The 21,932-nt window shown below is 56.8% G+C and carries 18 protein-coding genes; 9 read left to right on the top strand and 9 right to left on the bottom strand.

Translation table 11 applies throughout. The features are described from left to right. Nucleotides 1-195 precede the first annotated feature (195 nt). The gene (locus GHN86_RS20160) at nt 196-1,113 is read left to right on the top strand and encodes a LysR family transcriptional regulator (RefSeq protein WP_153382947.1); all 918 of its coding nucleotides are present in this window, start codon (nt 196-198) and stop codon (nt 1,111-1,113) included. 102 nt (nt 1,114-1,215) lie between these two features. Further along, nucleotides 1,216-1,404, top strand: coding sequence for a hypothetical protein (locus tag GHN86_RS20155; protein WP_122784910.1), 189 nt, complete (start codon nt 1,216-1,218; stop codon nt 1,402-1,404). Here GHN86_RS20155 and GHN86_RS20150 read toward each other — a convergent pair. Beyond that, entirely contained in the window at nt 1,401-1,787 is a 387-nt protein-coding gene (locus GHN86_RS20150; protein ID WP_153382945.1) for a fe2+ zn2+ uptake regulation protein, read from the bottom strand. The genes GHN86_RS20155 and GHN86_RS20150 overlap by 4 nt on opposite strands. A gap of 259 nt (nt 1,788-2,046) precedes the next feature. Between GHN86_RS20150 and GHN86_RS20145 the strand changes: the two genes are divergently transcribed. Beyond that, on the top strand, nt 2,047-4,353 hold the full coding sequence (locus GHN86_RS20145) for an acylase (RefSeq protein ID WP_323369592.1): 2,307 nt from the start codon (nt 2,047-2,049) through the stop codon (nt 4,351-4,353). Between the two features lie 101 nt (nt 4,354-4,454). On the opposite strand, the gene GHN86_RS20140 is transcribed toward GHN86_RS20145, so the two are convergent. Further along, the gene (locus tag GHN86_RS20140; protein ID WP_153382943.1) at nt 4,455-5,456 is read right to left on the bottom strand and encodes a FecR family protein; all 1,002 of its coding nucleotides are present in this window, start codon (nt 5,454-5,456) and stop codon (nt 4,455-4,457) included. Between the two features lie 162 nt (nt 5,457-5,618). On the opposite strand from GHN86_RS20140, the gene GHN86_RS20135 reads away from it, so the two are divergent. Continuing rightward, the gene (locus tag GHN86_RS20135; protein WP_153382941.1) at nt 5,619-5,903 is read left to right on the top strand and encodes a PepSY domain-containing protein; all 285 of its coding nucleotides are present in this window, start codon (nt 5,619-5,621) and stop codon (nt 5,901-5,903) included. 69 nt (nt 5,904-5,972) lie between these two features. On the opposite strand, the gene GHN86_RS20130 is transcribed toward GHN86_RS20135, so the two are convergent. The 3 genes from GHN86_RS20130 to GHN86_RS20120 all read right to left on the bottom strand — a co-directional run bounded on the left by GHN86_RS20130 (nt 5,973) and on the right by GHN86_RS20120 (nt 7,449). Beyond that, the gene (locus GHN86_RS20130) at nt 5,973-6,524 is read right to left on the bottom strand and encodes a GNAT family N-acetyltransferase (RefSeq protein WP_153382939.1); all 552 of its coding nucleotides are present in this window, start codon (nt 6,522-6,524) and stop codon (nt 5,973-5,975) included. Between the two features lie 113 nt (nt 6,525-6,637). After that, a complete protein-coding gene (locus GHN86_RS20125; protein ID WP_153382937.1) occupies nt 6,638-6,895 on the bottom strand; it encodes a DUF2790 domain-containing protein in 258 nt (85 codons plus the stop codon). 296 nt (nt 6,896-7,191) lie between these two features. Next, a complete protein-coding gene (locus tag GHN86_RS20120; protein ID WP_153382935.1) occupies nt 7,192-7,449 on the bottom strand; it encodes a DUF2790 domain-containing protein in 258 nt (85 codons plus the stop codon). A 303-nt stretch (nt 7,450-7,752) separates the two neighbouring features. Between GHN86_RS20120 and zapE the strand changes: the two genes are divergently transcribed. After that, nucleotides 7,753-8,868 (top strand): cell division protein ZapE, encoded by a 1,116-nt coding sequence (gene zapE / locus GHN86_RS20115; RefSeq protein ID WP_153382933.1) that lies wholly within the window; start codon nt 7,753-7,755, stop codon nt 8,866-8,868. Between the two features lie 94 nt (nt 8,869-8,962). Here zapE and dkgB read toward each other — a convergent pair whose 3' ends face one another. Beyond that, a complete protein-coding gene (dkgB, locus tag GHN86_RS20110; protein WP_153387194.1) occupies nt 8,963-9,766 on the bottom strand; it encodes a 2,5-didehydrogluconate reductase DkgB in 804 nt (267 codons plus the stop codon). A 192-nt stretch (nt 9,767-9,958) separates the two neighbouring features. On the opposite strand from dkgB, the gene GHN86_RS20105 reads away from it, so the two are divergent. Then, the gene (locus tag GHN86_RS20105; protein ID WP_153382929.1) at nt 9,959-11,569 is read left to right on the top strand and encodes a PvdJ/PvdD/PvdP-like protein; all 1,611 of its coding nucleotides are present in this window, start codon (nt 9,959-9,961) and stop codon (nt 11,567-11,569) included. A gap of 120 nt (nt 11,570-11,689) precedes the next feature. Here the strand turns inward: GHN86_RS20105 and GHN86_RS20100 are convergent, their stop codons facing one another. The 3 genes from GHN86_RS20100 to GHN86_RS20090 are packed head-to-tail and all read right to left on the bottom strand — an operon-like array spanning nt 11,690 to nt 16,238. Further along, nucleotides 11,690-13,090, bottom strand: coding sequence for an efflux transporter outer membrane subunit (locus tag GHN86_RS20100; RefSeq protein WP_153387192.1), 1,401 nt, complete (start codon nt 13,088-13,090; stop codon nt 11,690-11,692). A 7-nt stretch (nt 13,091-13,097) separates the two neighbouring features. Beyond that, a complete protein-coding gene (locus GHN86_RS20095; RefSeq protein WP_153387190.1) occupies nt 13,098-15,065 on the bottom strand; it encodes a MacB family efflux pump subunit in 1,968 nt (655 codons plus the stop codon). Next, entirely contained in the window at nt 15,066-16,238 is a 1,173-nt protein-coding gene (locus GHN86_RS20090; RefSeq protein WP_153382233.1) for an efflux RND transporter periplasmic adaptor subunit, read from the bottom strand. Between the two features lie 320 nt (nt 16,239-16,558). Here GHN86_RS20090 and GHN86_RS20085 point away from each other — a divergent pair, with 320 nt between their 5' ends. The 3 genes from GHN86_RS20085 to mgtA all read left to right on the top strand — a co-directional run bounded on the left by GHN86_RS20085 (nt 16,559) and on the right by mgtA (nt 21,918). After that, nucleotides 16,559-17,041, top strand: a complete 483-nt coding sequence (locus GHN86_RS20085; RefSeq protein WP_323369537.1) for a sigma-70 family RNA polymerase sigma factor — start codon at nt 16,559-16,561, stop codon at nt 17,039-17,041. 117 nt (nt 17,042-17,158) lie between these two features. Further along, nucleotides 17,159-18,496 carry a lysine N(6)-hydroxylase/L-ornithine N(5)-oxygenase family protein gene (locus tag GHN86_RS20080; protein WP_153382231.1) on the top strand — a complete coding sequence of 446 codons (1,338 nt, stop codon included), beginning with the start codon at nt 17,159-17,161 and terminating at the stop codon, nt 18,494-18,496. 659 nt (nt 18,497-19,155) lie between these two features. Further along, on the top strand, nt 19,156-21,918 hold the full coding sequence (gene mgtA, locus GHN86_RS20075; RefSeq protein ID WP_153387188.1) for a magnesium-translocating P-type ATPase: 2,763 nt from the start codon (nt 19,156-19,158) through the stop codon (nt 21,916-21,918). Nucleotides 21,919-21,932: the final 14 nt, after the last annotated feature.

Genomic DNA, 21,932 nt, shown 5'->3' with positions numbered 1-21,932 from the left:
GCCCGATCGCGGCTGGCTCGGCGTCCTGCCTCGCCACCCCCATAACAGCACCTGCGTTCAGCCTCCTGTGAGGGGCCCCAGTGTCGCTACCACTGTTTCGGTGGCAGCAGTGACATCGTTCTAAAAGCTAAAAGCTAAAAGCTAAAAGCTTTTAGCTCGCTGCTACGTTCGTCTCATTCAACCAGTGGAGCCTTCATGGATCGATTCAACGCGATGTTGGTGTTCGCCCGTATCGTGGAGTTGGGCGGCTTTGCCAAAGCCGCCGACAGCCTGCAAATACCCCGTGCATCAGCCACCGTGCTAATTAAACAACTGGAAGCGCATTTAGGCGTGCAATTACTGCACCGCACCACGCGCCAAGTGAGTCCTACACTGGATGGCACAGCCTACTACCAACGGTGTGTCCTCCTGCTGGCCGATCTGGAAGAAGCCGAAGGACTGTTCCGCAGCCACCAGCCCAAGGGCACCTTACGAGTCGAAATGCCCGCGGCAATTGGGCGGCTGGTGGTGTTCCCGGCTTTGCCCGAATTTACCGGGCGCTACCCGTTGATCGAGCTCGAAATCGGCCTCAACGACCGCCCCGTGGACCTGATCCGCGAAGGGATTGATTGCGTCATTCGCGCTGGGTTAACGGTGGATGACTCGCTGGTGGCACGGCCATTGGTGCAGATGGATCAGCTGACCTGTGCCAGCCCGGCTTATCTGCGCGCTCACGGCGTACCCCAATCCCCTGACGAGTTGAGCGGTCATCAAGTCGTGGAGTACTTTTCCAGCGTATCGGGAAAACGCTACGGGCTTGAATTTCAAATCGGCAATGAGGTGCGTTTGATCGATCTGCCCAAGCAGGTCTCGGTCAATAGCGCGGAAGGCTACTTGGCGGCCTGCGTGGCGGGTTATGGGCTGGTGCAAACACCGCATTATCATGCGGCTCAACTGGTGCGTGAAGGGCGTTTGCAAGAAGTCTTGAGCGAGCACACTCCGCCGCGTCTGGCGTTGACCGCCTTGTACCCCGCGCATCGACAGTTGTCACCGCGCGTTCGGGTGTTTGTGGACTGGTTGGTGGACCTCTGTTCACGTCCCGCCAGCGGCTTTCGTCGAGCGAAACCCAGCTAGAGGTGTAACATGGCCCACGGATTCAAAGCGGGCCATCCCGCGATCACGAAATGTTTGCTACATTTTTCAGCCTATTTTCAGCCTTACTTTCAGGAACAGGTAATGACCCCTTCGCAGCGTTTGAAATACTCGATTCTGATCTCACTGGTGGTTCTGGGGATCATGTTTGGTCTTTCGTATATGCAAAACCACGGCATGATCTCCGAGAAAATGTTCCAGTACATCGCCATCGGTGTGGCCGTTGTGGTTGTCGTGATCAACGGCGTGATGCGCCGTAAAACCAAGATTTAAGCCTCGATTTTACCCATGAGCACAGCCTCGGCCTGCGGATGCAGGCTGTAGCTTTTATCGCTGTTGAGCACCACCACACCCTCGCTGCACAAGCGCTTCAACACTTCGCGCACACTCAGAAAAGACAGCGGAATATCCAGCGCCTGCAAGTGGCTGTGCATCCCCCTGACCCCCAAACGTCGATCGTTGCCAGCGGCTGTCAGCAGTGCATCAATGACCTTGAGCCGCACCAGACTGGTACGTAGCCCGAAATATTTGAGCAGGTGACGTATGCGTTCGTTGCCCTGCAAAGGTGTGAGCGTTTTCAGCAACCCGGTGTTCGGCTGAAACACGGTTTCACGATGCGGTTGACTACCATCCGTTGGTATTTGCGAGTTGTGCATGCAAAAAACTCCTTTTCAGAGCCTGATCAGGAAAATAAAAACTGCTCTCAGTTAACTAGACGTATGAGCGATGAAAATCATCAACGCTTACCAGCAGAAACTCTGTTATGGAGAACGCAATATCCGTCACCGGCCCTGTCTGAGCGGGCGTTTGTGCCTCGATTAAATTTTTTTCACCGGCTTCGTCTTAAGGGTGCCGGGGGGTGGGTTTCAATTCGATCACGCTGCCTGGCTTATTTCTCGATCTACAGGAGCGCGCGTGATTATTTCCCGGCCATTAAGCAAAGTGTGTCTTGGCGCCGTGTGTCTGGCGCTGAGTGTTTCAGCCCTGGCTCACACGCCTGCCAGCGATGTGAGTGCAGAGATTCGGCGCACCACCTTTGGCGTGCCGCATATTCGCGCCGCCGATGAACGCGGTCTGGGTTACGGCATAGGGTATGCCTATGCGCAGGACAACCTGTGCCTGCTGGCCAATGAAGTGGTCACGGTCAATGGTGAACGTTCAAAATACTTTGGCCCTCAGGCGTTAACCCTTGAGCAGCGAGACAATCTGGCCAGCGATGTGTTTTTCAATTGGCTGAACACGCCCGAGGCGGTCGCAGCTTTTTGGCAGGCGCAAACCCCTGAAGTGCGTGATCTGATCGAAGGTTATGTGGCCGGGTATAACCGCCAGCTCAGTGAGCGTAAACACCCGCCCGCAGAGTGCGATAACGCTTCCGTGCGGTCTATCACGCCAGAGGATCTGGTCAAGCTGACCCGTCGTCTGCTGGTCGAAGGTGGCGTCGGGCAGTTTGCCGAAGCCTTGGTTGCTGCTGCGCCACCCCAAACCACCGCACAGGTCGAGACCCGGGCTGGGCAATTCAAAATCGCCGCCGAACGCATGCAGCGCTTTGCACTGGACCGGGGCAGTAACGCGGTGGCCATTGGCAGCGAACGCTCGCAAACAGGTCGCGCAATGCTACTGGCCAACCCGCATTTTCCGTGGGTGGGCGGTATGCGTTTCTATGAAATGCAGCTCACCATACCCGGCAAGCTGAATGTGATGGGGGCGGCGCTGCCGGGGTTGCCGGTGATCAACATCGGGTTCAACCAGCACATGGCCTGGACCCACACGGTCGATACGTCGAAGCATTTCACCCTGTATCGCCTGCAACTCGACCCCAAGGACTCGACGCGTTACCTGCTGGACGGCCAGTCAAAACCCCTGACCAAGCAGACGGTCACGGTTAACGTGAAACAAGCAGACGGCAGCGTTCAGCCTGTGTCGCGGGTGATTTACAGCTCTGTATTCGGGCCGATTGTGCAATGGCCGGGCAAACTCGACTGGAACGACCATACAGCCTTCAGCCTGCGTGATGCCAATGTGCAAAACGACCGCGTGCTGCAGCAGTGGTATTCGATGAATCAGGCGAACAGCCTCGATGCTTTGCAAGCTTCGGTGAGCCAGATTCAAGGTATCCCGTGGGTCAATACGCTGGCTGTGGATGATAAGGGGCAAGCGCTGTACATGAATGCGTCGGTGGTGCCGTATGTGGACGCGGCCAAGCTGGCGGCGTGTAGCGATCCGCGTGCAGGGCTTGAGATGATTTTGCTGGATGGCAGTCGCAGCGCGTGCGCGTGGACGATCGACCCGAGCGCGGCACAAGCGGGCATCTACCCGGCCAGCAAGCTGCCGCACATGCGCCGCAATGATTACGTGCAGCATGCCAATGACTCGGCCTGGATGGCCAATCCCGCCGCACCGCAGACCGGGTTTTCGCCGTTGATCAGTCAGGACAGCCAGCCCTTGGGACTGCGTGCCCGCTTCGCCCTGCAACGGCTCGGACAGCCGGGGCGGCTCAGTGTTGAGGACTTACAAGGCATGGTGATGGATAACCAGGTGTATCTGGCCGGGCAAGTTATGCCTGACCTGTTCAAGGTCTGCGAGGGCGCCTCTGCGGCCGATAAGGCCACGCTGACTCAAGTGTGCACGAGCCTTAAGGCCTGGGACCAGCAGGCCAACCTGAACAGTGGCATCGGTCTGGTGCATTTCCAGAACATCATGCTGCCATTGCTTGAGGTCGAGAATGTGTGGCGTGTGCCGTTTGATCCGGCCGACCCGCAGCACACGCCGCGTGGTTTGGATCTGGAGCAACCCGCCGTGCTTGAAGCTGTGCGTACAGCATTGCTGGCTTCGGCAGCAGCGGTGACCGAAGCAGGCTTGAGCGCGGATGTCACGTGGGGTGATATTCAGCAAGTCAGCAGTGGGACACAGCACACTCCAATACATGGTGGTCCGGCGACGCTGGGCGTGTACAACGCGATGCAAAGCGTTGCGGGTGAGGGCGCGAAACGCGAAGTAGTCAGCGGCACCAGCTATTTGCAAACAGTCACGTTCGATGAGCACGGGCCGCAGGCGCAGGGCGTGTTGGCGTTTTCGATTTCCAGTGATCCGGCGTCCTCGCATTCACAGGATCAAACCCGGGCCTTTTCGAACAAGCAGTGGCAAACACTGCCGTTCACCGAGGCGCAAATCAAGGCGGACCCGAACTACCAGCGGGTGCAGATAACGTCCCAACATCCGTAGCAGCTGCCGCAGGCTGCGTCCGGCGACGCAGTCGTCGTAAACCCTTTACGATCGCTTCGCAATCGGACGTCGCCTTCGGCAACAGCTACGAAATGGGGGGCTTAACCCTGCGGGCGGCCGTTGATCACCGGGTTGCCGTTCTGGCTAACGCTCAGGTAGACCGGCAAGACTTTGGGCAATGAAGTCACCAGGCGATCAATGTCCTGAGTGTTAAACACGCCGCCAATGCGCAGCTTGCCGGTTGCACTGTCGGCTAGCACCAGCGGTGTATCCAGGTAACGATTGATCAAGGGCAGTGCGTCGCTCAGGGACAGATTGTCCAGCACCAGCTTGCCGTTGCGCCAGGCAAGGTCCTGGGCGTTGGCGTAGGTCTGGTTGATTTGCGGGGCATAGTCCCCCGCTTTATAGCGTGCCTGCATCCCCGGTTCGAGGCGCAAGCCTTCGCCACTCAGGCGTTTGTTACTGGTGACCAGTACTGAGCCTTCCAGCAGTGTCACTTTGACCTGATCTTCGTACGTCCAGACATTGAACTGGGTACCGGTGACGCGTACCTGACCTTCCCCCGCCCTGACGACAAAGGGGTGAGTGACATCGTGACTCACCTTGAAAAAGGCTTCACCCTTGTTCAGGGTCACTCGACGCTGGTCTTTGTAGTTGGCAAATGATAATTGCGTGCCAAGGTTGAGCTCGACTTCGCTGCCATCTGGAAGGGTTACAGTTTTCAGCTGATTGTCGGCTTGCAGGCGCTCATACGAGCTGGGCACCCAACCCAATTGCCAGCCGCTGTAAGCGCCCACAGGGACGGCGAGCAGAGTGATGGCTGCCGCCACCGCCCATTTTTGCCAGCCGCTGCGGCGAGCCGCCTGATGCAGTTGAATGACAGGTGCCCCAGCAGGCACGGAAGGCGGCAAGTGTTCGCTGACATCCCAGATGTCCAGCATGGCCTCATATTCAAACGCATGCAGCGGGTCGGCGTTCAACCACACAGCAAACGCTTCACGTTCCCGGTCGGTGCAATCAGGCTCGTGCACGCGCATGCACCACTGAGCCGCAGCTTCAGTGATGGCATCGTATTGGGCTTCGGTGAGGCGTGTTTCGCTCATTGGTTCTCCTTGGTGCGGTGCATTCTAACCTTGCGCTTGGGGATACGAGAACATGAGCCATGTCAAAAGCATGTCATTTAGCCTTCTGAGGTGATTTTTCTCTGCTAGGGTTATCTCGGCATTCAAGTACCAGACGCAACATCAATTAATGGAGTTAAGAACATGTTGAAGAAAACTTTTGCTGCTGTGATCACCGCTGCTGTTGTGCTGGCTTCCGGGGCTGCGATGGCTCAAGCCCCACAAGACCCGAACTGGGCGTTTTCCAAGGAGGCGATCGAAGTCTTCAAAAACAAGGCTGGCTATACAACCATCAAGAGCATCGAGCTGGAAAACCCGGCGACCGGTATCTGGAAAGCTGAAGGTGTGAAGAAAATCGACGGTGTGGAAGTTCAGGTAGAAACCACAATCGACCACACTGGCAAAGTGCTTTCCGAGAAGAAAGACTAATACGCGGCACCTGAAGCGCTCGTTGAGCGCTTCAAGCCCGACCTTGCCGGCGCAGGGTCGGGCTTTCTTTTAGTGGTTTTGCTGCGCCAGCCATTGCTCACGGGTGATCTCCCAAATCTCGCTGGTGAATGTGCCGCTGACAAACTCCCCCTCTGAACAGCTGATCATCGTCATCCCGCCCCGCTGCGATACCCTGCGTGAAGCCTCATTTGTTGCAGCCTTGGGCACCCGCATGCATTCGCGCTTCAGTGTCTGAAACCAGTACCCATCGACCACCTCACAGGCTTCCCCCATGAAGCCTTGGCCTTGCCATGGCGGCGATAGCCAGAAACCCCGATTGTCGTTGTCTTTGTCCATCAGGCTGATGCAGCCAATCAGGTTATCCGGGTCTGTGCGCAAACGAATGGTCCAGTGCCACTCCTTGCCGAGTGCCATGGCCGGTAATGCGTGATCTTGCAGGTAAGTCAGTGCGCCGTTGTCCGGGTACGGCCAAGGTACGAATACATTTAGATAGCGCACGACCTCCCAATGGGGGAAGCGCTGCTGAATAGCATTCGCGTCGCTAAGGCAGAGCGGCTCCAGCACGAGCCGTGACGTTTCGAGTGTCGGAGGAAGTTGCATGGACGCTGGCTCCTTGCCGTGAATGTGGCTTGAGCGTAACCCTTTCCAACCGCCATAAAAAAGCCCCCGTAAAAACGGAGGCTTGGAATTTTGCCTGCAAGGCTGCGCGGCCATTAGCCGTTCGAGCAGCCGTTACCCATGATGCGGTACTCCAGAATATGACGCTGACCTTGATGATCTTCGTAGGTCATTTGTGCCGGAACGACTTCACACACATCCTGGTTGGGCGACACGCTAATTACTTTAGCGATGTCGAGGTCAGTGGCGTAAGTGTAATGTTCGACAACAGGTTGTGCCTGTGCAACTTGAGCTTCTTCAGCCACTGCCAAGGTAGAAAAGCCTAATAAAGCAAAAGCGATCAAACGGTTCATTGTTCACACCTTAAAACAATCACGTATCACTGACTTCAGTTGCCCGGTGGGCGGTCGAAGTTGCGGCATTACTCTGGGGGTTATGCCGCACGAAGTACCGTGCCCTGTTTCAATGTTTCGGTAAGGGATGTCGCTATCATACGGTTTTAATATATTGATTGAAGTCAAAAGACTGACAAAAAGTCTTTCCGTATCGGTAACAATTAAGCGGTTTCAGCGCCCACTAAAAAAGCCCCCTCCGAAGAGAGGGCCTGGGGTCGCATCCTTGCGGGCAACCCGATGCTCAAAGCATGGCGTTAGTGAGTGCTGCAGCCGTCGCCCATTACTTGATACTCAACGGTGTGGCGCTGACCCTGATGGTCTTCATAGGTCATTTGCGCCGGTACGACTTTGCACACTTTGGGGATGTTGGACAGGCTGATAACTTTGGCAATGTCCAGCGTCGACCCATAAGCGTATTGTTCTACAGCCGGTTGTGGAGTGGCCGTAGTGGTTTCGCCGGCAAGGGCAATTGATGCACTGCCAGCCAGTAATAAAGCAATTAAAGTTTTCATGGTAGTGGCCTCTAAAGTAATCAAGCGTTAACACTGACTGACTTCATTTGCCAACGGCGGGAATAAGTTGCGGTGCCGGTTTGGAAGTTCAACTGACCGTATGAAGTTCCGAGTCAAGTGTTCGGTAAACCTTTGTTACATGCTGCCAAGTATACGCCTATGCCTAGATCGAAAAAGACCTGATGGCAAAATGCTCTGTTACTGTCCGGGTAACAATGTGGTGGCGGCAGCGAATTTTTCAAGGGTGCTGGCCGATTGCCTTGCTGGCATACTGCCAAAACCTTTCAGGAGTCAGTCAACAGCATGAATGTCGAGTCACCCCTCCATGCCTGGAAAGAGGCTATCGAACAGCGCGGCTTTGTCCAGGATCCGGCTCAGGGGCGAGCGGTGCAGGCGTTGCAGCGTTGTCATGAGCAGCTGCATCAAGGCCACAAGGCGGTCGATGGCGTGTATTTGTGGGGGCCGGTAGGGCGTGGCAAAACCTGGTTGATGGACCAGTTCTACAAGACCCTGCGGGTGCCCGCTAGGCGTCAGCATTTTCATCATTTTATGCAATGGGTTCACCAGCGACTTTTTCAACTGACCGGCACGTCTGACCCGCTTAAAACGGTGGCCAAGGAGCTGGGCAAAGAGGTGAGGGTGGTGTGTTTTGACGAGCTGTTCGTCAATGACATTGGAGACGCGATCATTCTCGGCCGATTGTTCAAGGTGATGTTTGACGAAGGGGTGGTGCTGGTGTGTACCTCGAACCAACCTCCTGAGCAGTTATACAGCCAAGGCCATAACAAGGAGCGTTTTGCGCCTGCGATCACCGCCATTGTGAAACATATGCAGGTGGTGTCGGTGGATGGGGTTGAAGATCACCGTCTGCACCCGGGCATTGCGCAGCAGCGTTTTTGGGTGACGCCGCCGGGACAGTCCAGTGTGTTCGGGGGTGTATTCGCGCAGATGACTCAAGGGCAGCTAGCTTCTCATGAGCCGATTGCGGTCGCGCACCGTTCATTGAGCGTGGCGCAGGCCAGTGAAACAGTGCTGTGGTGCACGTTTCATGAGCTATGCGAGCAGCCGTTGGGCGCCATCGAGTTTATGGACCTCTGTGGGCGCTATCAGTCGATATTACTCAGTGACGTGCCCTGTATGAGCGCTGAGCAACGTGAAGGCAAGATTGCGCGGGGGACTGAAGATGGTCCTGTGAAAGTCGACGCAGGGGATCGTGAATTGCCACAGCTGTCGCGTTTCGACGACAGCGTGCGGCGGTTTATTGCCCTGATCGATGAGTGTTACGACCGCAAGGTGCCCGTCTTGATTGAAGCGCATGTTCCGTTGGAACAGCTCTACACCCAAGGCTATCTGGAATTTCCCTTTCGCCGCACCCTGAGCCGCCTGCAAGAAATGCAGCTGCAGCGATTCGGGGGCTGACAGGCTCATTGAATGGTTTAACGACGGCTCTGCCGCCGATCGCAGCCTCGCGGAGCTCGTCAGCTGCTACGGGAATTTTGCGCACCCGCAACCATCAATCCCACTGAGGTGCAAGGCCTTTGGGGCTGGTCAGGCGATGGCCACGATCCAGGGCTGCGATCTGCGCCATGTCGTCTTCGCTCAACGTCAGTTCGCACGCCTTAAGGTTGCTTTCAAGGTTGGCGCGCTTGGTGGACGACGGAATCACCGAATAACCCAACTGCATGGCCCACGCCAATGTCACTTGTGCCGCTGTGGCGTTATGCCGATCAGCAATCTGATTGATCACCGGATCTTTCAACACTTCGCCGTAGGCTAACGTCATGTACGAAGTGATATGAATACCTTGGCTCTTGGCGAACTCCACCACTTTGCGGTTTTGCAGGTAGGGGTGCAGCTCAATCTGGTTGGTGGCGATGTTCTCGGCACCGACCGCAGCAATCGCTTCTTTCATCAGTGCGATGGTGAAATTCGACACGCCAATGGCACGGGTCAGGCCCTGCTTTTTTGCTTCCAGCAGTTGCTTCATGAACACCGCAACCGGCACCGCGTTGTCGGGCGATGGCCAGTGAATCAGTGTCAGGTCAAGATGGTCAGTGCGCAACTTGGCCAAGCTGTCCTTGAGGCTTGGAATCAATTGGCCTTCGGCAAAATGGTCGACCCAGATCTTGCTGGTGATATACAGCGCTTCACGGTCGACGCCACTTTCGGCAATCGCCTGCCCGACCTCTGCTTCATTCTGATAGATCTGCGCGGTGTCGATGACCCGGTAGCCCACGTCCAGCGCATTTTTTACCGAATCGATGACGACTTGGCCCTGTAAGCGAAATGTACCGAGACCGAATGCTGGAACTGTCATGGATAACTCCTGAAGTGCTGTAAGAATGAGGTCGAGTATCCTCGCCTTGAGCCGTACGAAACACCGTAGCTCACGCAAAGCAGTCTTGACTGCATGTCATGAATTCAACTGAGGCCGTCAGGCTAAATTTGCGCCCGCAACATACGTTCTAGCTTGGATAACGCCTGCATTCAGGCTGGGACAGGTAGGGCAATGACGATTTCTCGACGATGGTTCATCGCTGGTTTAGCGATCACCGGCGCAGCAGCGCCAGCAGCGTTCTATGGGCATCGCGAGTTGACGCGGGTGGCCGAGCCGATCACGCCGGGTGAGGCAACGGTCGAGCTGGCAGACACGGCGGGGCAACAACTGGCCGATCAATTGCGCGGGCTGTGGAGCATTCGATTCTCGGGTACGGATGGCGGGTTGGAGGGGTTGCCACAGGAGGATCTTGAGGTGTGGCTCGACATTGCCCCGCGTGGCCGGGGTGTGCGCGGTTATCTGGACAGTGCCGCGGTATTGAACAGCCCGCAAACGCCGCGTTACCGCATTCTGGGTGATCTGGTCGAGCCAGACCCTAAAAGCATGCATTGGCGAATCACCCGCAGTGATTCGTCCAGCGGTCAGGCGGATTACGAGTTCAGTTTTAGTCTGGACGAAGTCTGGGGCATGTACGGCAATGCTGGCAGTGGCACCCTCAGCGGTACAGTGCAGCGACTTGACCGGCCCCTTGCACTGCCTGAGCAGGACAACCGATTTGTCGCAATCAAACGCACGTTTCCGGAAGCGCGGGAGCGTGTCGGTTTAAATCCAGTGTTACTGGCATGGCTGGTGGCGCCGGAGCATCGTTTGTTCCATCAGTTGTGGCACGCTTCACGCGACACCTGGCATGAACTCTCTGATGACAAGCGCAACGCCTTGCGTGGACTCGGCTGGCAACCTGGCCAGAGAGACAGGGAGCGAGATGCGCGGGGCCCACGCAAGGACCGCAATGGTTCCGGGGTCGATTTTTTCTATATGCACCGTCATATGTTGCGAGCCGCCCGTTCGATGCAGGATCTGCCCTCATGGACGGCGTTCCCTTCGCCTCAGCCTGAACTTGAGCGCGACCGCGCAGGGTTTGCCCGCTACTTTGACAATCACGACGGCAGTGCTTTGCCGCCGACATGGCTGGCAGAAGGCGATGAGGTGTACACCCAGTGGCTGAGTGATATCAAACAGCCCGAAACCTTTCATTCCAACTTCGAGGTGTGGGAATCGCGCTATCGCGACCCGCGTTACCTGTCGACGCTGACGTTGGGCCAGTTCGGCTCCGAGGTAGAGCTGGGCCTGCATGACTGGTTGCATATGCGCTGGGCCTCGGTGCCGCGTGACCCTTCCAACGGCGCACCCGTGCCGATGGCGCGTGATCCAGCAGATTTCGCGGCGCGTTGGTACGCGGCGGACAATGATTTTTTGGGCGATCCGTTCTCCTCTCATGTCAATCCGGTGTTCTGGAGCTTTCATGGCTGGATCGATGATCGTTTGGAAGATTGGTTTCGTGCCCATGAGCGTTTTCATCCCGGCCAGCTCAAGCGCGAAGAGCTCAATGGTGTCCCCTGGTTTGCGGCGGGCCGTTGGGTGGAAGTGGATGATCCGTGGCTCGGCCCCGTCACCCACGGGTGTAGCACAACGCCGGGACTTGCGTCGGGGAAAACCGTTGAGATGGATCCCGAAACGATGAAACTCGCGCTGCGTATCACCTTTGGCGACGAGAAGAAGTTGGGCAACCTGTTTCAGCGTATCCCGCGCCGCCCGTGGTATGCGCGGCATCTGGTCCTGTAGTCGCTGACGAGGTACGAAGGCTGCGATCGAGGGCGCAGCCGTCGTAAAACCATTCAATCCGATACAACAGATAAAACTTTATTGCCGGGTTTAATCGCAGCCTTCGTACCTCGACAGCGACTACAGGGATTGAATATTCCAACCACCGCCCAGCGCTTTGTACAGCGCGATGCTGGCCTGCAAGCGCGCCATGCGCAGTTGTACATGCTGGTCTTGCGCCGCATACAACACCCTTTGGGTTTCCAATACGGTCAGCAACATCTCGGCCCCGGCCTTGTAGCGGCTCTCGGCAATGTCGAACGCTCGCTGTGCTTGCTCGAGTTCTTGGTCTTGCCATTGCCGTTGTTGATCCAGCCCTGAGGCGCTGTTCAGGGCTTTTTCGACGTCGCCAAAGGCACTGATGATGCTGGCACGGTAGGTTTGTAGCAGTTCCTGTTGCCGTGCCGTAGCTTTGTCACGCTCGGCACTGAGGCGGCCGTTGTTGAAGATCGGCCCGGCCAGTCCCGCTGTCAGGTTGTAAAACGGGCTGCGCAACACATCGCTGAGCCGGTCGGCTCCCGAGCCCAGGCTGGCGCTTAACGTCAGACTGGGCAACATGGCCGCCCGGGCGACGCTCACGTCCGCACGGGCCGCCGCCAGTTTGGCTTCGGCGCTGGCGATGTCAGGACGCCGGGTGAGCAGTTCGCTGGGCACGCCGCTGCCAATATCTGGCCAGCTCAACCGGGAGAAGGGCGTGTCACTCGCAGCGAGGGTGCTTACCGGCTTACCCAATAGCACAGCGAGGGTAATACGGGCGTCTTGTGCCTGTTGTGCCATAAGCGGCAATTGGCGTTGCTGTGCCGCCACCAGACTTTTCTGTTGGGCCAGTTCCAGCGCTGTGGCAGAACCTGCGTCATGACGGGTTTGCACGACATTTAACACGCGCTGTGCATTGTTCAGGTTGAGTCGGGCAATACGCAGCTGTTCGTTAAGTGCGAGGGTTTGCACATAGCTGTTGGCGACGCTACTGAGTAAGGTCAATTCAACCGTGTCGCGATCATACTCACTGGCTTTGAGCGCTTGTTCGGCGCTGTCCCGTGCGGCGGCTTTGCCTCCCCAAAAATCCACTTCATAGCTGGCGGTCAAGTTGGCCTCAACGTAATCCACCGCCTTGTCATCATCCGTCGCATCCAGTTGGCTATAGCCTTTGCCACGCAGCAGCTTCTGGCGGTTGCCGCTAGCGTCCCACTTGATTTCGGGCATCAATGGCGCCCCGGCAATCACGGCGCTGGCGTGTGCTTGTTGCACGCGTGCCACCGCTGCTGCCAGGTCGTAACTGCCGGTTTGGGCTTGGGCGATCAGTTGATCCAGCTCAGGGCTGCCAAATTGCTGCCACCATTGTTGGTTGCTTAGCGGGCGGCTGATCCCGTGAGCCGATTGCCAGGCGGGCGGTACGATCACCGGGTTGTTGTCATTGGGGACCCCGGTGCTGCAAGCGCCCAGCAGCATGCACAGAGACAACAGACTCAAAGACGGCTTCATCAATCGTTTATTCACTGGTTAGGGCCGTGACCGGATCAAGCCGGGCAGCTTTGCGGGCCGGCATAAAGCCGAAAATGACGCCGGTCACCAGAGCACAGGCAAAAGCGCCCAGCACGGCAACCAAGGAAAAGGCGACGGCTACATCACACAGATAGAGCACTGCGCCAACCACAAAGGCCAGGGCGATGCCGGCTGCGCCGCCCACCACAGAGAGCATCAGGGCTTCGGTCAGAAACTGGCGCAGGATGTCGCGCTGGCGGGCGCCAGTGGCCATGCGAATACCAATTTCTCGGGTACGCTCGCGTACGGTCATGAGCATGATATTCATCACGCCGATGCCGCCCACCAATAACGAGATCGCAGCAATTGAGCCCAGCATCATTGACAGGGTGTTGCGGGTTTTAGCTTCGGCTTGAATCATCGCGGCGTTGTTGGTGATTTCAAAATCGCGATTGCCGTGGTGCAGCTTAAGCATCAACTGCTCAATGGCTTTTTCGGTCTGATTGACCTTGCTGGCATCTGCTGCGGCAATCACCACGTATTCCGGGTTGTGGGTGCCGAACAGGCGCACGCTGGCGGCGGAGTAGGGCACCACGATGCGGGTGTCGCTGTCCGAGTCGCCGGAGCTGGCGCCTTTCTCGGCCAGAACCCCGACGACGCGAAACGGTACGTTCTCCAGCAGGATGTATTGGCCTATTGGGTCAGACACATCCTTGAGGACTTTGTCCCGCACCTTTTTACCAATGACCGCTACAGCCGCGGCAGCATTCTCGTCGGCCTGAGTAAAAAAGCTGCCTTGCACCACCGGCCAGTTGAAGATGGCCGAAAAATCGATGCCATTGCCGCCGGTGTACATCGTGTGATCGACATTGCCGTAGCGCACGCCAATTTCTGCGCCGTTGATGGGCATGATCATCTTCACTTGAGGCAGGGTGGACAAGGCGGCCACATCGTTCAGGGTGACGATGCCCAGCGGCGCCCGAGGTCGGGGCGACATGCCGCTGAGGTAAATGATATTTGAACCAAAGGCACCCATTTCGGCCATGACCTGGCGCTTGCTGCCTTCGCCCACGGCCAGCATCACTACTACCGAGGCGACGCCGATGACGATACCGAGCAACGTCAAAGCGGTGCGAAAGCGGTTGATCCACATGACTCGCCAGGCGGCATGCACGGCGTCCACCAATTCGCCTTTCCACGCGCCGCGGGCTTCGCTGCCCTCTTCGAGACGCGTGCGCAGGTCGATGGCTTGCAACGCCTGTGGGTTGTCAGTGGGGGCTGGGTCGCCATTGGCGCTGTCACTGATGACCTCGCCGTCGCGTACTTCGATGATACGTTTGGCCCGCGCTGCGACTTCACGGTCATGGGTAATCAGAATCACCACGTGGCCCTGGCTGGCCAGCTCATCCAACAGGGTCATGACCTCGGCGCCGCTGTGGCTGTCGAGGGCACCGGTGGGCTCGTCGGCGAGAATGATATGCCCACCGTTCATCAAGGCCCGGGCGATAGACACCCGTTGTTGCTGGCCTCCGGACAGCTGATGCGGACGGTTGGCTGTGCGTTCGGCCAGACCGAGCCGGTCAAGCAGGGCGGCGGCGCGGGCATGACGCTCGGCGGCGGGCATCCCGGCATAAATGGCGGGCATTTCGACGTTTTCCTGAGCAGAGGCCGAGGGGATCAGGTGATAACCCTGAAACACAAAGCCGAACGCCTCACGGCGTAACCAGGCCAACGCGTCGGAGTCGAGGTGCGCGACATCTTCGCCTGCGAACAAATAGCGGCCCGAAGTAGGCCGGTCCAGGCAGCCAAGAATATTCATCAACGTCGATTTGCCCGACCCCGAGGCGCCGACAATGGCCACAAACTCGCCGGCATGGATCGACAGGCTGACGCCTTTGAGTACATGAACTTCAGGCGTGTCGTGGCCGCCATAGATCTTGCGAATGTCCTGCAGGTCGATCAAGGGAGTACGCATTCAGCCTCCGTTGCCGGTGGCCGGGGCGATCAACAAGTGATCACCTTCATTCAAGCCTTCGAGTATTTGCACGCGCAGGCGATCACTGATGCCCGTGCGGATTTCCCGTGGTTCGATCTTGCCGTTTTTGCCGACGATATGTGTGGTCTGGCGATCCCCTGTGGCAGCGCCTTGCAGCGCCACGATGGGGGCCAACAGCACGTCTTTGGCCTGATCGGCGACGAAGAAGACTTGGGTGGTCATTTCGGCCATCAGTGCCTGATCGGTGTTGTCCACGTCCAGCAGTACGGTATACAGCACCACGCGGGCGCTGCCGCTTTTGCCTGAGCTGGCCGGGCTGCCACCGCCCTGACTGGCCTCGTTGAGCGGCTTGGGTGGCACGGGCAGGATTTGCCGTACGGTGCTGTTCCAGCGGCGGTTGCCGCCACTCAAGGTGGTGAAGTAAGCCGGCATGCCGGGTTTGACGTGGCCGATATCGGCTTCAGACACTTCAGCCCAGACGGTCATGGGTGAGAGTTTGGCAATACGCAAAATGAGTGGCGTTTGTTGTTGAGCGTTGAGGGTCTGACCTTCGCGGGCATCAATGGCCACAACGGTGCCTGACATCGGGGCAAAAATGCGGGTGTAGCCCAGCTCGGCTTCATCGCTGCGCAAACTGGCCTGTGCTTGACGGATCTGCGCCTGAAACATGTCGGTTCTGGCCTGTGTGGTGCGGACTTCGGCCAAGGCTATTTGCACATCTTCATCACGCGTGGCACCGCCTTTAACAAGATTTTGCTGGCGCTGATATTTCTGTTGGGCCAAATCGTGGAGGGCGCGTTGTTCCTGCAACTGTGCCTTGAGGTTATCGATGGCATTGCGGCTCGCATCGAGTTTGGCCGTTTGCGTTGAAGGGTCGATCTCTACCAGCAACTGGCCTTCCTTGACCTCGCTGCCGACCTCGACATGAATTTTATGGATTTGTCCCGACGCCTGTGCGCCCACGTCAACGTATTGCCGAGGTTGCAAGGTGCCAAGGGCCGTTACGCTGTTTTCAATGTCGCCACGGGTCACGGGAACCGTGTCGTACGCTTCGCGGCCGGGTGTAAGGAACAGCCATGCCACCAGGCTGGCAACCAACAGTAAAAACAGGCAAATCAGCAGCGCGCGGCGGGTCTGTCGGGGGCGTTTCATGCAGGGTTCCGGCCAAAAGGGATCGGCCCGTCGTTTAGCAGTTGGGCACTTATAGCCCAAGAGACAACGTTGTCGACGCAGCGACAGACACGGGGAGCTGCTGAGTAAACGAAGGTATGCGCGCGGAATTTACTGACAATCAGGTCGTGTTGTTACTTAAGAATTCGTAAGCTTTTTCTGATGAATTACGCTAGAAAGTTAAATCTATATGAGAATTACTATAAATTACATCGTCAAAAGTGCCATCATCATGCCGCTATGCCAATTGGCCATGTTTCAGCGCTCATGGAAAGTTGCCGCAGTTATTGCGGCCAGGAGTCATGTTGGAAAACTACTATCGCGAACTGGTCAGCGTGTTAAGCGCCAGGATGGGCAATGCTCATGCAGCCGAAGATGTGGTGCATGACGCGTATGTGCGAGTGCTTGAGCGCTGCGCCGATGACCCGATTGAGCAGCCTCGTGCTTTTCTGTACCGCACGGCCTTGAACCTGGTGATCGACGGGCACCGGCGCAATACGTTGCGCCAAGTGGAGCCTCTGGAGGTGCTGGATTCGGATGAGCGTTTTTTCAGCCCTTCGCCGCACGCTTCGATGGATCATGGTCAACGCCTTGAAATGGTTCAGCGGGCACTGGCTGAGCTGCCTGTGGTGTGTCGCGAAAGTTTTTTGCTGCGCAAGCTGGAAGGCTTATCCCATCCCGAAATTGCTGAGCGCCTTGGGGTTTCGCGCAGTGTGGTTGAGAAGCACATCGTTAATGCCATGAAGCATTGCCGAAATCGTATTCGGCTGTGGGACAACGCCTAAATTTCATTTCTGTAGCCTCGTTCCTACTCAACAGGTGATCGGCTGCTCTGCTATAGCGCGGTCGTGTCATGGGCTTTTTCTTCCCTCTGTTGAGGGGCAATCCAGAGGACACTGAAAATGACACAGGCAATCGCGTCGGGCGTCGTCCATGATCTGATCGGCATTGGTTTTGGGCCTTCCAATCTGGCTTTGGCCATCGCCCTGGAAGAGCGCGGACAAATCGAAGGGCCGTTGGATGTGCTGTTTTTGGACAAGCAGGCTGACTACCGCTGGCACGGCAATACATTGGTCACGCAAAGTGAATTACAGATCTCCTTTCTCAAGGATCTGGTCACGCTGCGCAATCCGACCAGTCCGTATTCATTCGTCAATTACCTGAAAGCCCACGGGCGTCTGGTTGATTTCATCAACTTGGGGACGTTTTATCCGTGCCGTATGGAGTTCAACGACTACCTGCGCTGGGTGGCCTCGCACTTTGAAGCGCAGAGCCGTTACGGCGAAGAAGTGCTGGCCATTGAACCGGTGCTGCATCAGCAACAGGTTGAAGCTCTGCGGGTGATTTCCCGCGACACCCAAGGGGTGCAGCACGTTCGTACTACACGCTCCGTGGTCGTCAGTGCCGGTGGCACGCCGCGTATTCCTGCGCCGTTCAAAGCGTTCAAAGATGACAGCCGAGTGTTCCATCACTCGCAATACCTGGAGCGCATGGCCCAGCAACCGTGTGTGAGCGGTAAGCCCATGCGTATCGCTATCATTGGCGGCGGGCAGAGTGCTGCGGAAGCGTTCATTGATTTGAATGACAGCTTTCCATCCGCTCAGGTGGATTTGATCCTGCGTGGCTCGGCGCTTAAACCCGCTGATGACAGCCCGTTTGTGAATGAAGTGTTCTCACCGGAGTTCACCGACCTGGTCTTCGCACAGGACACGCTAGAACGTGAACGTCTGATCAATGAGTATCAGAGCACCAACTATTCGGTGGTCGACATTGATCTGATTGAGCGTATTTACGGCATTCTCTACCGTCAGAAAGTGTCGGGAATAGCCCGCCATACGTTCCGTAGCCTGACCCGCATTGACAATGCAGTGGCAGACGGGCAGGGCATCAAGTTGATGTTGCGCAATACCGCTAATGGCGAGCTGGCCGAGCAGCACTATGACGCGGTGATTCTGGCTACGGGCTACGAACGGCAAATGCACCGTCATCTGTTGGCCCCGCTGGCTGAATACCTGGGTGACTTTGAGGTGGATCGCGATTACCGCGTTGTGACCGATCCGCGCTGCAAGGCCGGTATTTACATGCAAGGTTTCAGTCAGGCAAGCCATGGCCTGAGTGACACACTGCTGTCCGTGTTGCCGATTCGTGCCGAGGAAATTTCTGCATCGTTGTATGCCTGTGAGAAAAGTCGCAGCAAGCTTCTGGAAATGGCTGATCGTGCCCTGGCCAATGTTGGCTGAACCAGCCCGCGCCCCCATGAATGCCGCGTTTCTTGGTATTCATGGGGTGAAACTGAACCTTTCCTGAAGCCATTTCTGAATCCTCAAGCCTGCGTCATTCTACGGTTTACTCCCTGTAATCCCGGGCGTAAGCTGCTGACGTTTTCATCAATAGCGGAGTCCCTCAGTGGGTACCAGTTCGAGTGACAGTAGTGGGCCGGTTCTGACAACCGGCATCATCTCGGCAAGCTAACGCGCAGATTCCCCTGTCGTTTTCTTGCTGAACAGCGAGAAGCGGCATCCTGATCGGGTCACTGATGGCCCGACCTACGAAGTCCTCTCATCAATACTCAGACTGTGTGATTGCACCTTTTAAAGGGCGTGATCGCAACAGAGCGCAGACCTGTGCCTTGCCTCAATGGCATTTGGGCCAGTGCTCGACTGTACCTGCCGTGGAACATCGCTGACGCAAATCGTCAGGGGAATGACTATGGTCCACACTTTTAAGCTGATTCGCCGCCGCCTACATCGGCCTGCCTTGCCGGGTTGCGTGCGATTGCCCCATTGACCGCGGCCTGCCGGCTCGCACACGAGACTGATCACCATGAATGACGGCACAAGATTAAGGCCGCCTGCGTAGCTCCCGCAAGGGTGAGCGCGGGCGGCGCAGGAGAAGCATCATGAAACTCACCCTGAAAGAATTTTTCGCAGGCTTTCTGCGTAACCGCCATATCGCCCGGCACTTCCGACGCCTCGCCTTGCTGGACAGCCTGACGGATACCACCGTCAGCCGAGAAGTACCGCCTTCCTTGGCCCACACGCTGGTGGCCGCCGCCAACAGCGACAGTGCGGTGTTGATCGACACACTGGGCACTCATACCGATGGTTTGAGTGAGGCCGAAGCGGATGCATTGCGCCAACAGCATGGGTTTAACGAGGTGGAGCACGAACAGCCCCTCAGCCGTTGGGTCCATCTGTGGCACTGCTATAAAAACCCGTTCAACTTGTTGCTGACGTTGCTGGCCGCCGTATCACTGGCCACCGATGATGTTCAGGCAGCGGTCGTTATCGGCACGATGGTGGTGTTGTCCACCGTGTTGCGATTCTGGCAAGAGGCCAAGTCAAACAAGGCCGCCGATGCGCTCAAGGCGATGGTGAGCAACACTGCGACGGCGATGCGACGAGACTTCAGTGCCGATGCAGCACCCATTTTTGGCAAATTTTATGGGGCTTCGCTGAGCATCAAAGGTGCGCAGCGCATTGAACTGCCAATCAAGCAACTGGTGCCGGGCGATCTTATCGTGCTGTCGGCGGGGGATATGATTCCTGCCGATTGCAGAGTGCTGAGCGCAAAAGACCTGTTTGTCAGCCAGGCCGCCATGACCGGTGAGTCAATGCCGGTAGAGAAGTTTGCGCACCAGAGCAACGCTCAAGCCACCAGCGCGCTGGAGTTGGACAATATTCTTTTTATGGGCACCAACGTGGTGTCCGGTGCCGCAACAGCGGTGGTGCTGACCACCGGCAACAGCACCTATTTCGGCGCGTTGGCACAGCGGGTGGGGGCGACAGACCGTGGGCCTACCTCGTTCCAGACCGGGGTCAATAAAGTCAGCTGGCTGCTGATTCGCTTCATGTTTGTAATGGCGCCGCTGGTGTTGTTTATCAATGGTTTTACCAAGGGTGACTGGACTGAAGCACTGCTGTTTGCCTTGTCGGTGGCGGTGGGCCTGACCCCGGAAATGCTGCCGATGATTGTGACCTCGACCCTGGCCAAGGGGGCGGTGTTTCTGTCGCGTAAAAAAGTCATTGTCAAACGCCTGGATGCCATTCAGAACTTCGGTGCGATGGATGTGTTGTGCACGGATAAGACCGGCACGCTGACGCAGGACAAGATTTTTCTCGCCCGTCATGTGGACGTTTGGGGGCAAGAGTCTGATGACGTGCTGGAAATGGCCTATCTCAATAGTTACTACCAGACCGGCTTGAAGAATTTGCTGGACGTAGCCGTGCTGGAGCACGTTGAAGTCCATCGCGAATTGAAGGTGGGGACGGCGTTCCAGAAGGTGGATGAAATCCCGTTCGACTTCACTCGTCGGCGGATGTCGGTGGTAGTGGCCCAGAACGATCAGCCGCACCTGTTGATCTGCAAAGGCGCAGTCGAAGAAGTGTTGTCAGTGTGCCAACACGTTCGTCATGGTGAGTCGCAAGAAGTCCTGACCGACGAATTGCTCGCCCGTATTCGCCAGGTCACAGCGGCTTTCAACGAAGAAGGTTTGCGCGTGGTCGGCGTCGCTGCACGGACGATGGCGGCCGGGCGTGATACCTACAGCCTGGCGGATGAGCAGGAGCTGACATTGATTGGCTATGTGGCGTTTCTGGACCCGCCAAAGGAAAGTACTGCCCCGGCGTTAAAGGCATTAGCGGAGCACGGTGTGGCGGTCAAGGTATTGACGGGCGATAACGAGCTGGTCACTGCAAAAATCTGCCGCGAGGTGGGGCTGGCGCAACAGGGTTTGTTAATGGGTAACGACATTGAGCGCATGAGCGATGGCGAATTGGCGCTGGCGGTGGAAACCACCAACGTGTTTGCCAAACTCACGCCGACCCATAAGGAACGCATTGTGCGGCTGCTCAAAGCCAATGGTCATGTAGTCGGGTTTATGGGCGACGGTATTAACGATGCGCCAGCGTTACGTACCGCAGATATCGGAATTTCAGTCGACAGTGCGGTGGATATTGCCAAAGAGGCTGCTGATATTATCCTCCTGGAAAAAAGCTTGATGGTGCTGGAGGAGGGCGTGCTGGAGGGGCGGCGTACCTTTGCCAACATGCTCAAGTACATCAAAATGACCGCCAGTTCGAACTTCGGTAACGTGTTCTCGGTGTTGGTAGCCAGTGCGTTTATTCCATTTTTGCCGATGCTGCCGATGCACCTGTTGGTGCAGAACCTGCTGTATGACGTGTCTCAAATCGCCATTCCGTTTGATAACGTCGATGAGGAAATGCTGAAAAAGCCGCAGCGCTGGCAGCCTGCGGAAGTGGGACGGTTTATGTTGTTTTTTGGACCAATCAGTTCGATCTTCGATATTTTGACCTTTGGCCTGATGTGGTACGTATTTCACGCTAACACACCGGAACACCAAACCTTGTTCCAGTCAGGCTGGTTCGTTGTGGGTTTGCTCACTCAGACGCTGATCGTACATATGATCAGGACCCCCAAAGTTCCATTCCTGCAAAGTCGCGCTGCCATGCCGCTGATGATCATGACAGGCGTGATCATGGCTGTCGGTATCTTTCTGCCGATGGGGCCGTTGGCTTCCTACTTCAAATTGCAGGCACTACCGCCGTTGTACTTTGTGTTTTTACCAATGATTTTGTTGGCCTACATGGCGCTGACCCAAGCCGTAAAAGGATTCTATATCCGCAGGTTTGGCTGGCAATGATGAGTCTCCATGTA

This window comes from Pseudomonas helleri, assembly GCF_009600315.1.
In the GTDB taxonomy this organism is placed as follows: domain Bacteria; phylum Pseudomonadota; class Gammaproteobacteria; order Pseudomonadales; family Pseudomonadaceae; genus Aquipseudomonas; species Aquipseudomonas helleri_A.
Note: the sequence above shows the minus strand (reverse complement) of the source record. Positions and strands in the feature narration are given on the sequence as shown.

Bases quoted from the DNA above. Each gene is read 5' to 3' on its own strand.
- zapE (WP_153382933.1), top strand. From the start codon at position 7,753: ATGAATGTCGAGTCACCCCTCCATGCCTGGAAAGAGGCTATCGAACAG.
- GHN86_RS20140 (WP_153382943.1), bottom strand. From the start codon at position 5,456: ATGAGCGAAACACGCCTCACCGAAGCCCAATACGATGCCATCACTGAA.
- mgtA (WP_153387188.1), top strand. From the start codon at position 19,156: ATGAAACTCACCCTGAAAGAATTTTTCGCAGGCTTTCTGCGTAACCGC.
- GHN86_RS20090 (WP_153382233.1), bottom strand. From the start codon at position 16,238: ATGAAACGCCCCCGACAGACCCGCCGCGCGCTGCTGATTTGCCTGTTT.
- GHN86_RS20120 (WP_153382935.1), bottom strand. From the start codon at position 7,449: ATGAAAACTTTAATTGCTTTATTACTGGCTGGCAGTGCATCAATTGCC.
- dkgB (WP_153387194.1), bottom strand. From the start codon at position 9,766: ATGACAGTTCCAGCATTCGGTCTCGGTACATTTCGCTTACAGGGCCAA.
- GHN86_RS20080 (WP_153382231.1), top strand. From the start codon at position 17,159: ATGACACAGGCAATCGCGTCGGGCGTCGTCCATGATCTGATCGGCATT.
- GHN86_RS20130 (WP_153382939.1), bottom strand. From the start codon at position 6,524: ATGCAACTTCCTCCGACACTCGAAACGTCACGGCTCGTGCTGGAGCCG.
- GHN86_RS20085 (WP_323369537.1), top strand. From the start codon at position 16,559: ATGTTGGAAAACTACTATCGCGAACTGGTCAGCGTGTTAAGCGCCAGG.
- GHN86_RS20105 (WP_153382929.1), top strand. From the start codon at position 9,959: ATGACGATTTCTCGACGATGGTTCATCGCTGGTTTAGCGATCACCGGC.
- GHN86_RS20155 (WP_122784910.1), top strand. From the start codon at position 1,216: ATGACCCCTTCGCAGCGTTTGAAATACTCGATTCTGATCTCACTGGTG.
- GHN86_RS20100 (WP_153387192.1), bottom strand. From the start codon at position 13,090: ATGAAGCCGTCTTTGAGTCTGTTGTCTCTGTGCATGCTGCTGGGCGCT.
- GHN86_RS20095 (WP_153387190.1), bottom strand. From the start codon at position 15,065: ATGCGTACTCCCTTGATCGACCTGCAGGACATTCGCAAGATCTATGGC.
- GHN86_RS20135 (WP_153382941.1), top strand. From the start codon at position 5,619: ATGTTGAAGAAAACTTTTGCTGCTGTGATCACCGCTGCTGTTGTGCTG.
- GHN86_RS20160 (WP_153382947.1), top strand. From the start codon at position 196: ATGGATCGATTCAACGCGATGTTGGTGTTCGCCCGTATCGTGGAGTTG.
- GHN86_RS20150 (WP_153382945.1), bottom strand. From the start codon at position 1,787: ATGCACAACTCGCAAATACCAACGGATGGTAGTCAACCGCATCGTGAA.
- GHN86_RS20125 (WP_153382937.1), bottom strand. From the start codon at position 6,895: ATGAACCGTTTGATCGCTTTTGCTTTATTAGGCTTTTCTACCTTGGCA.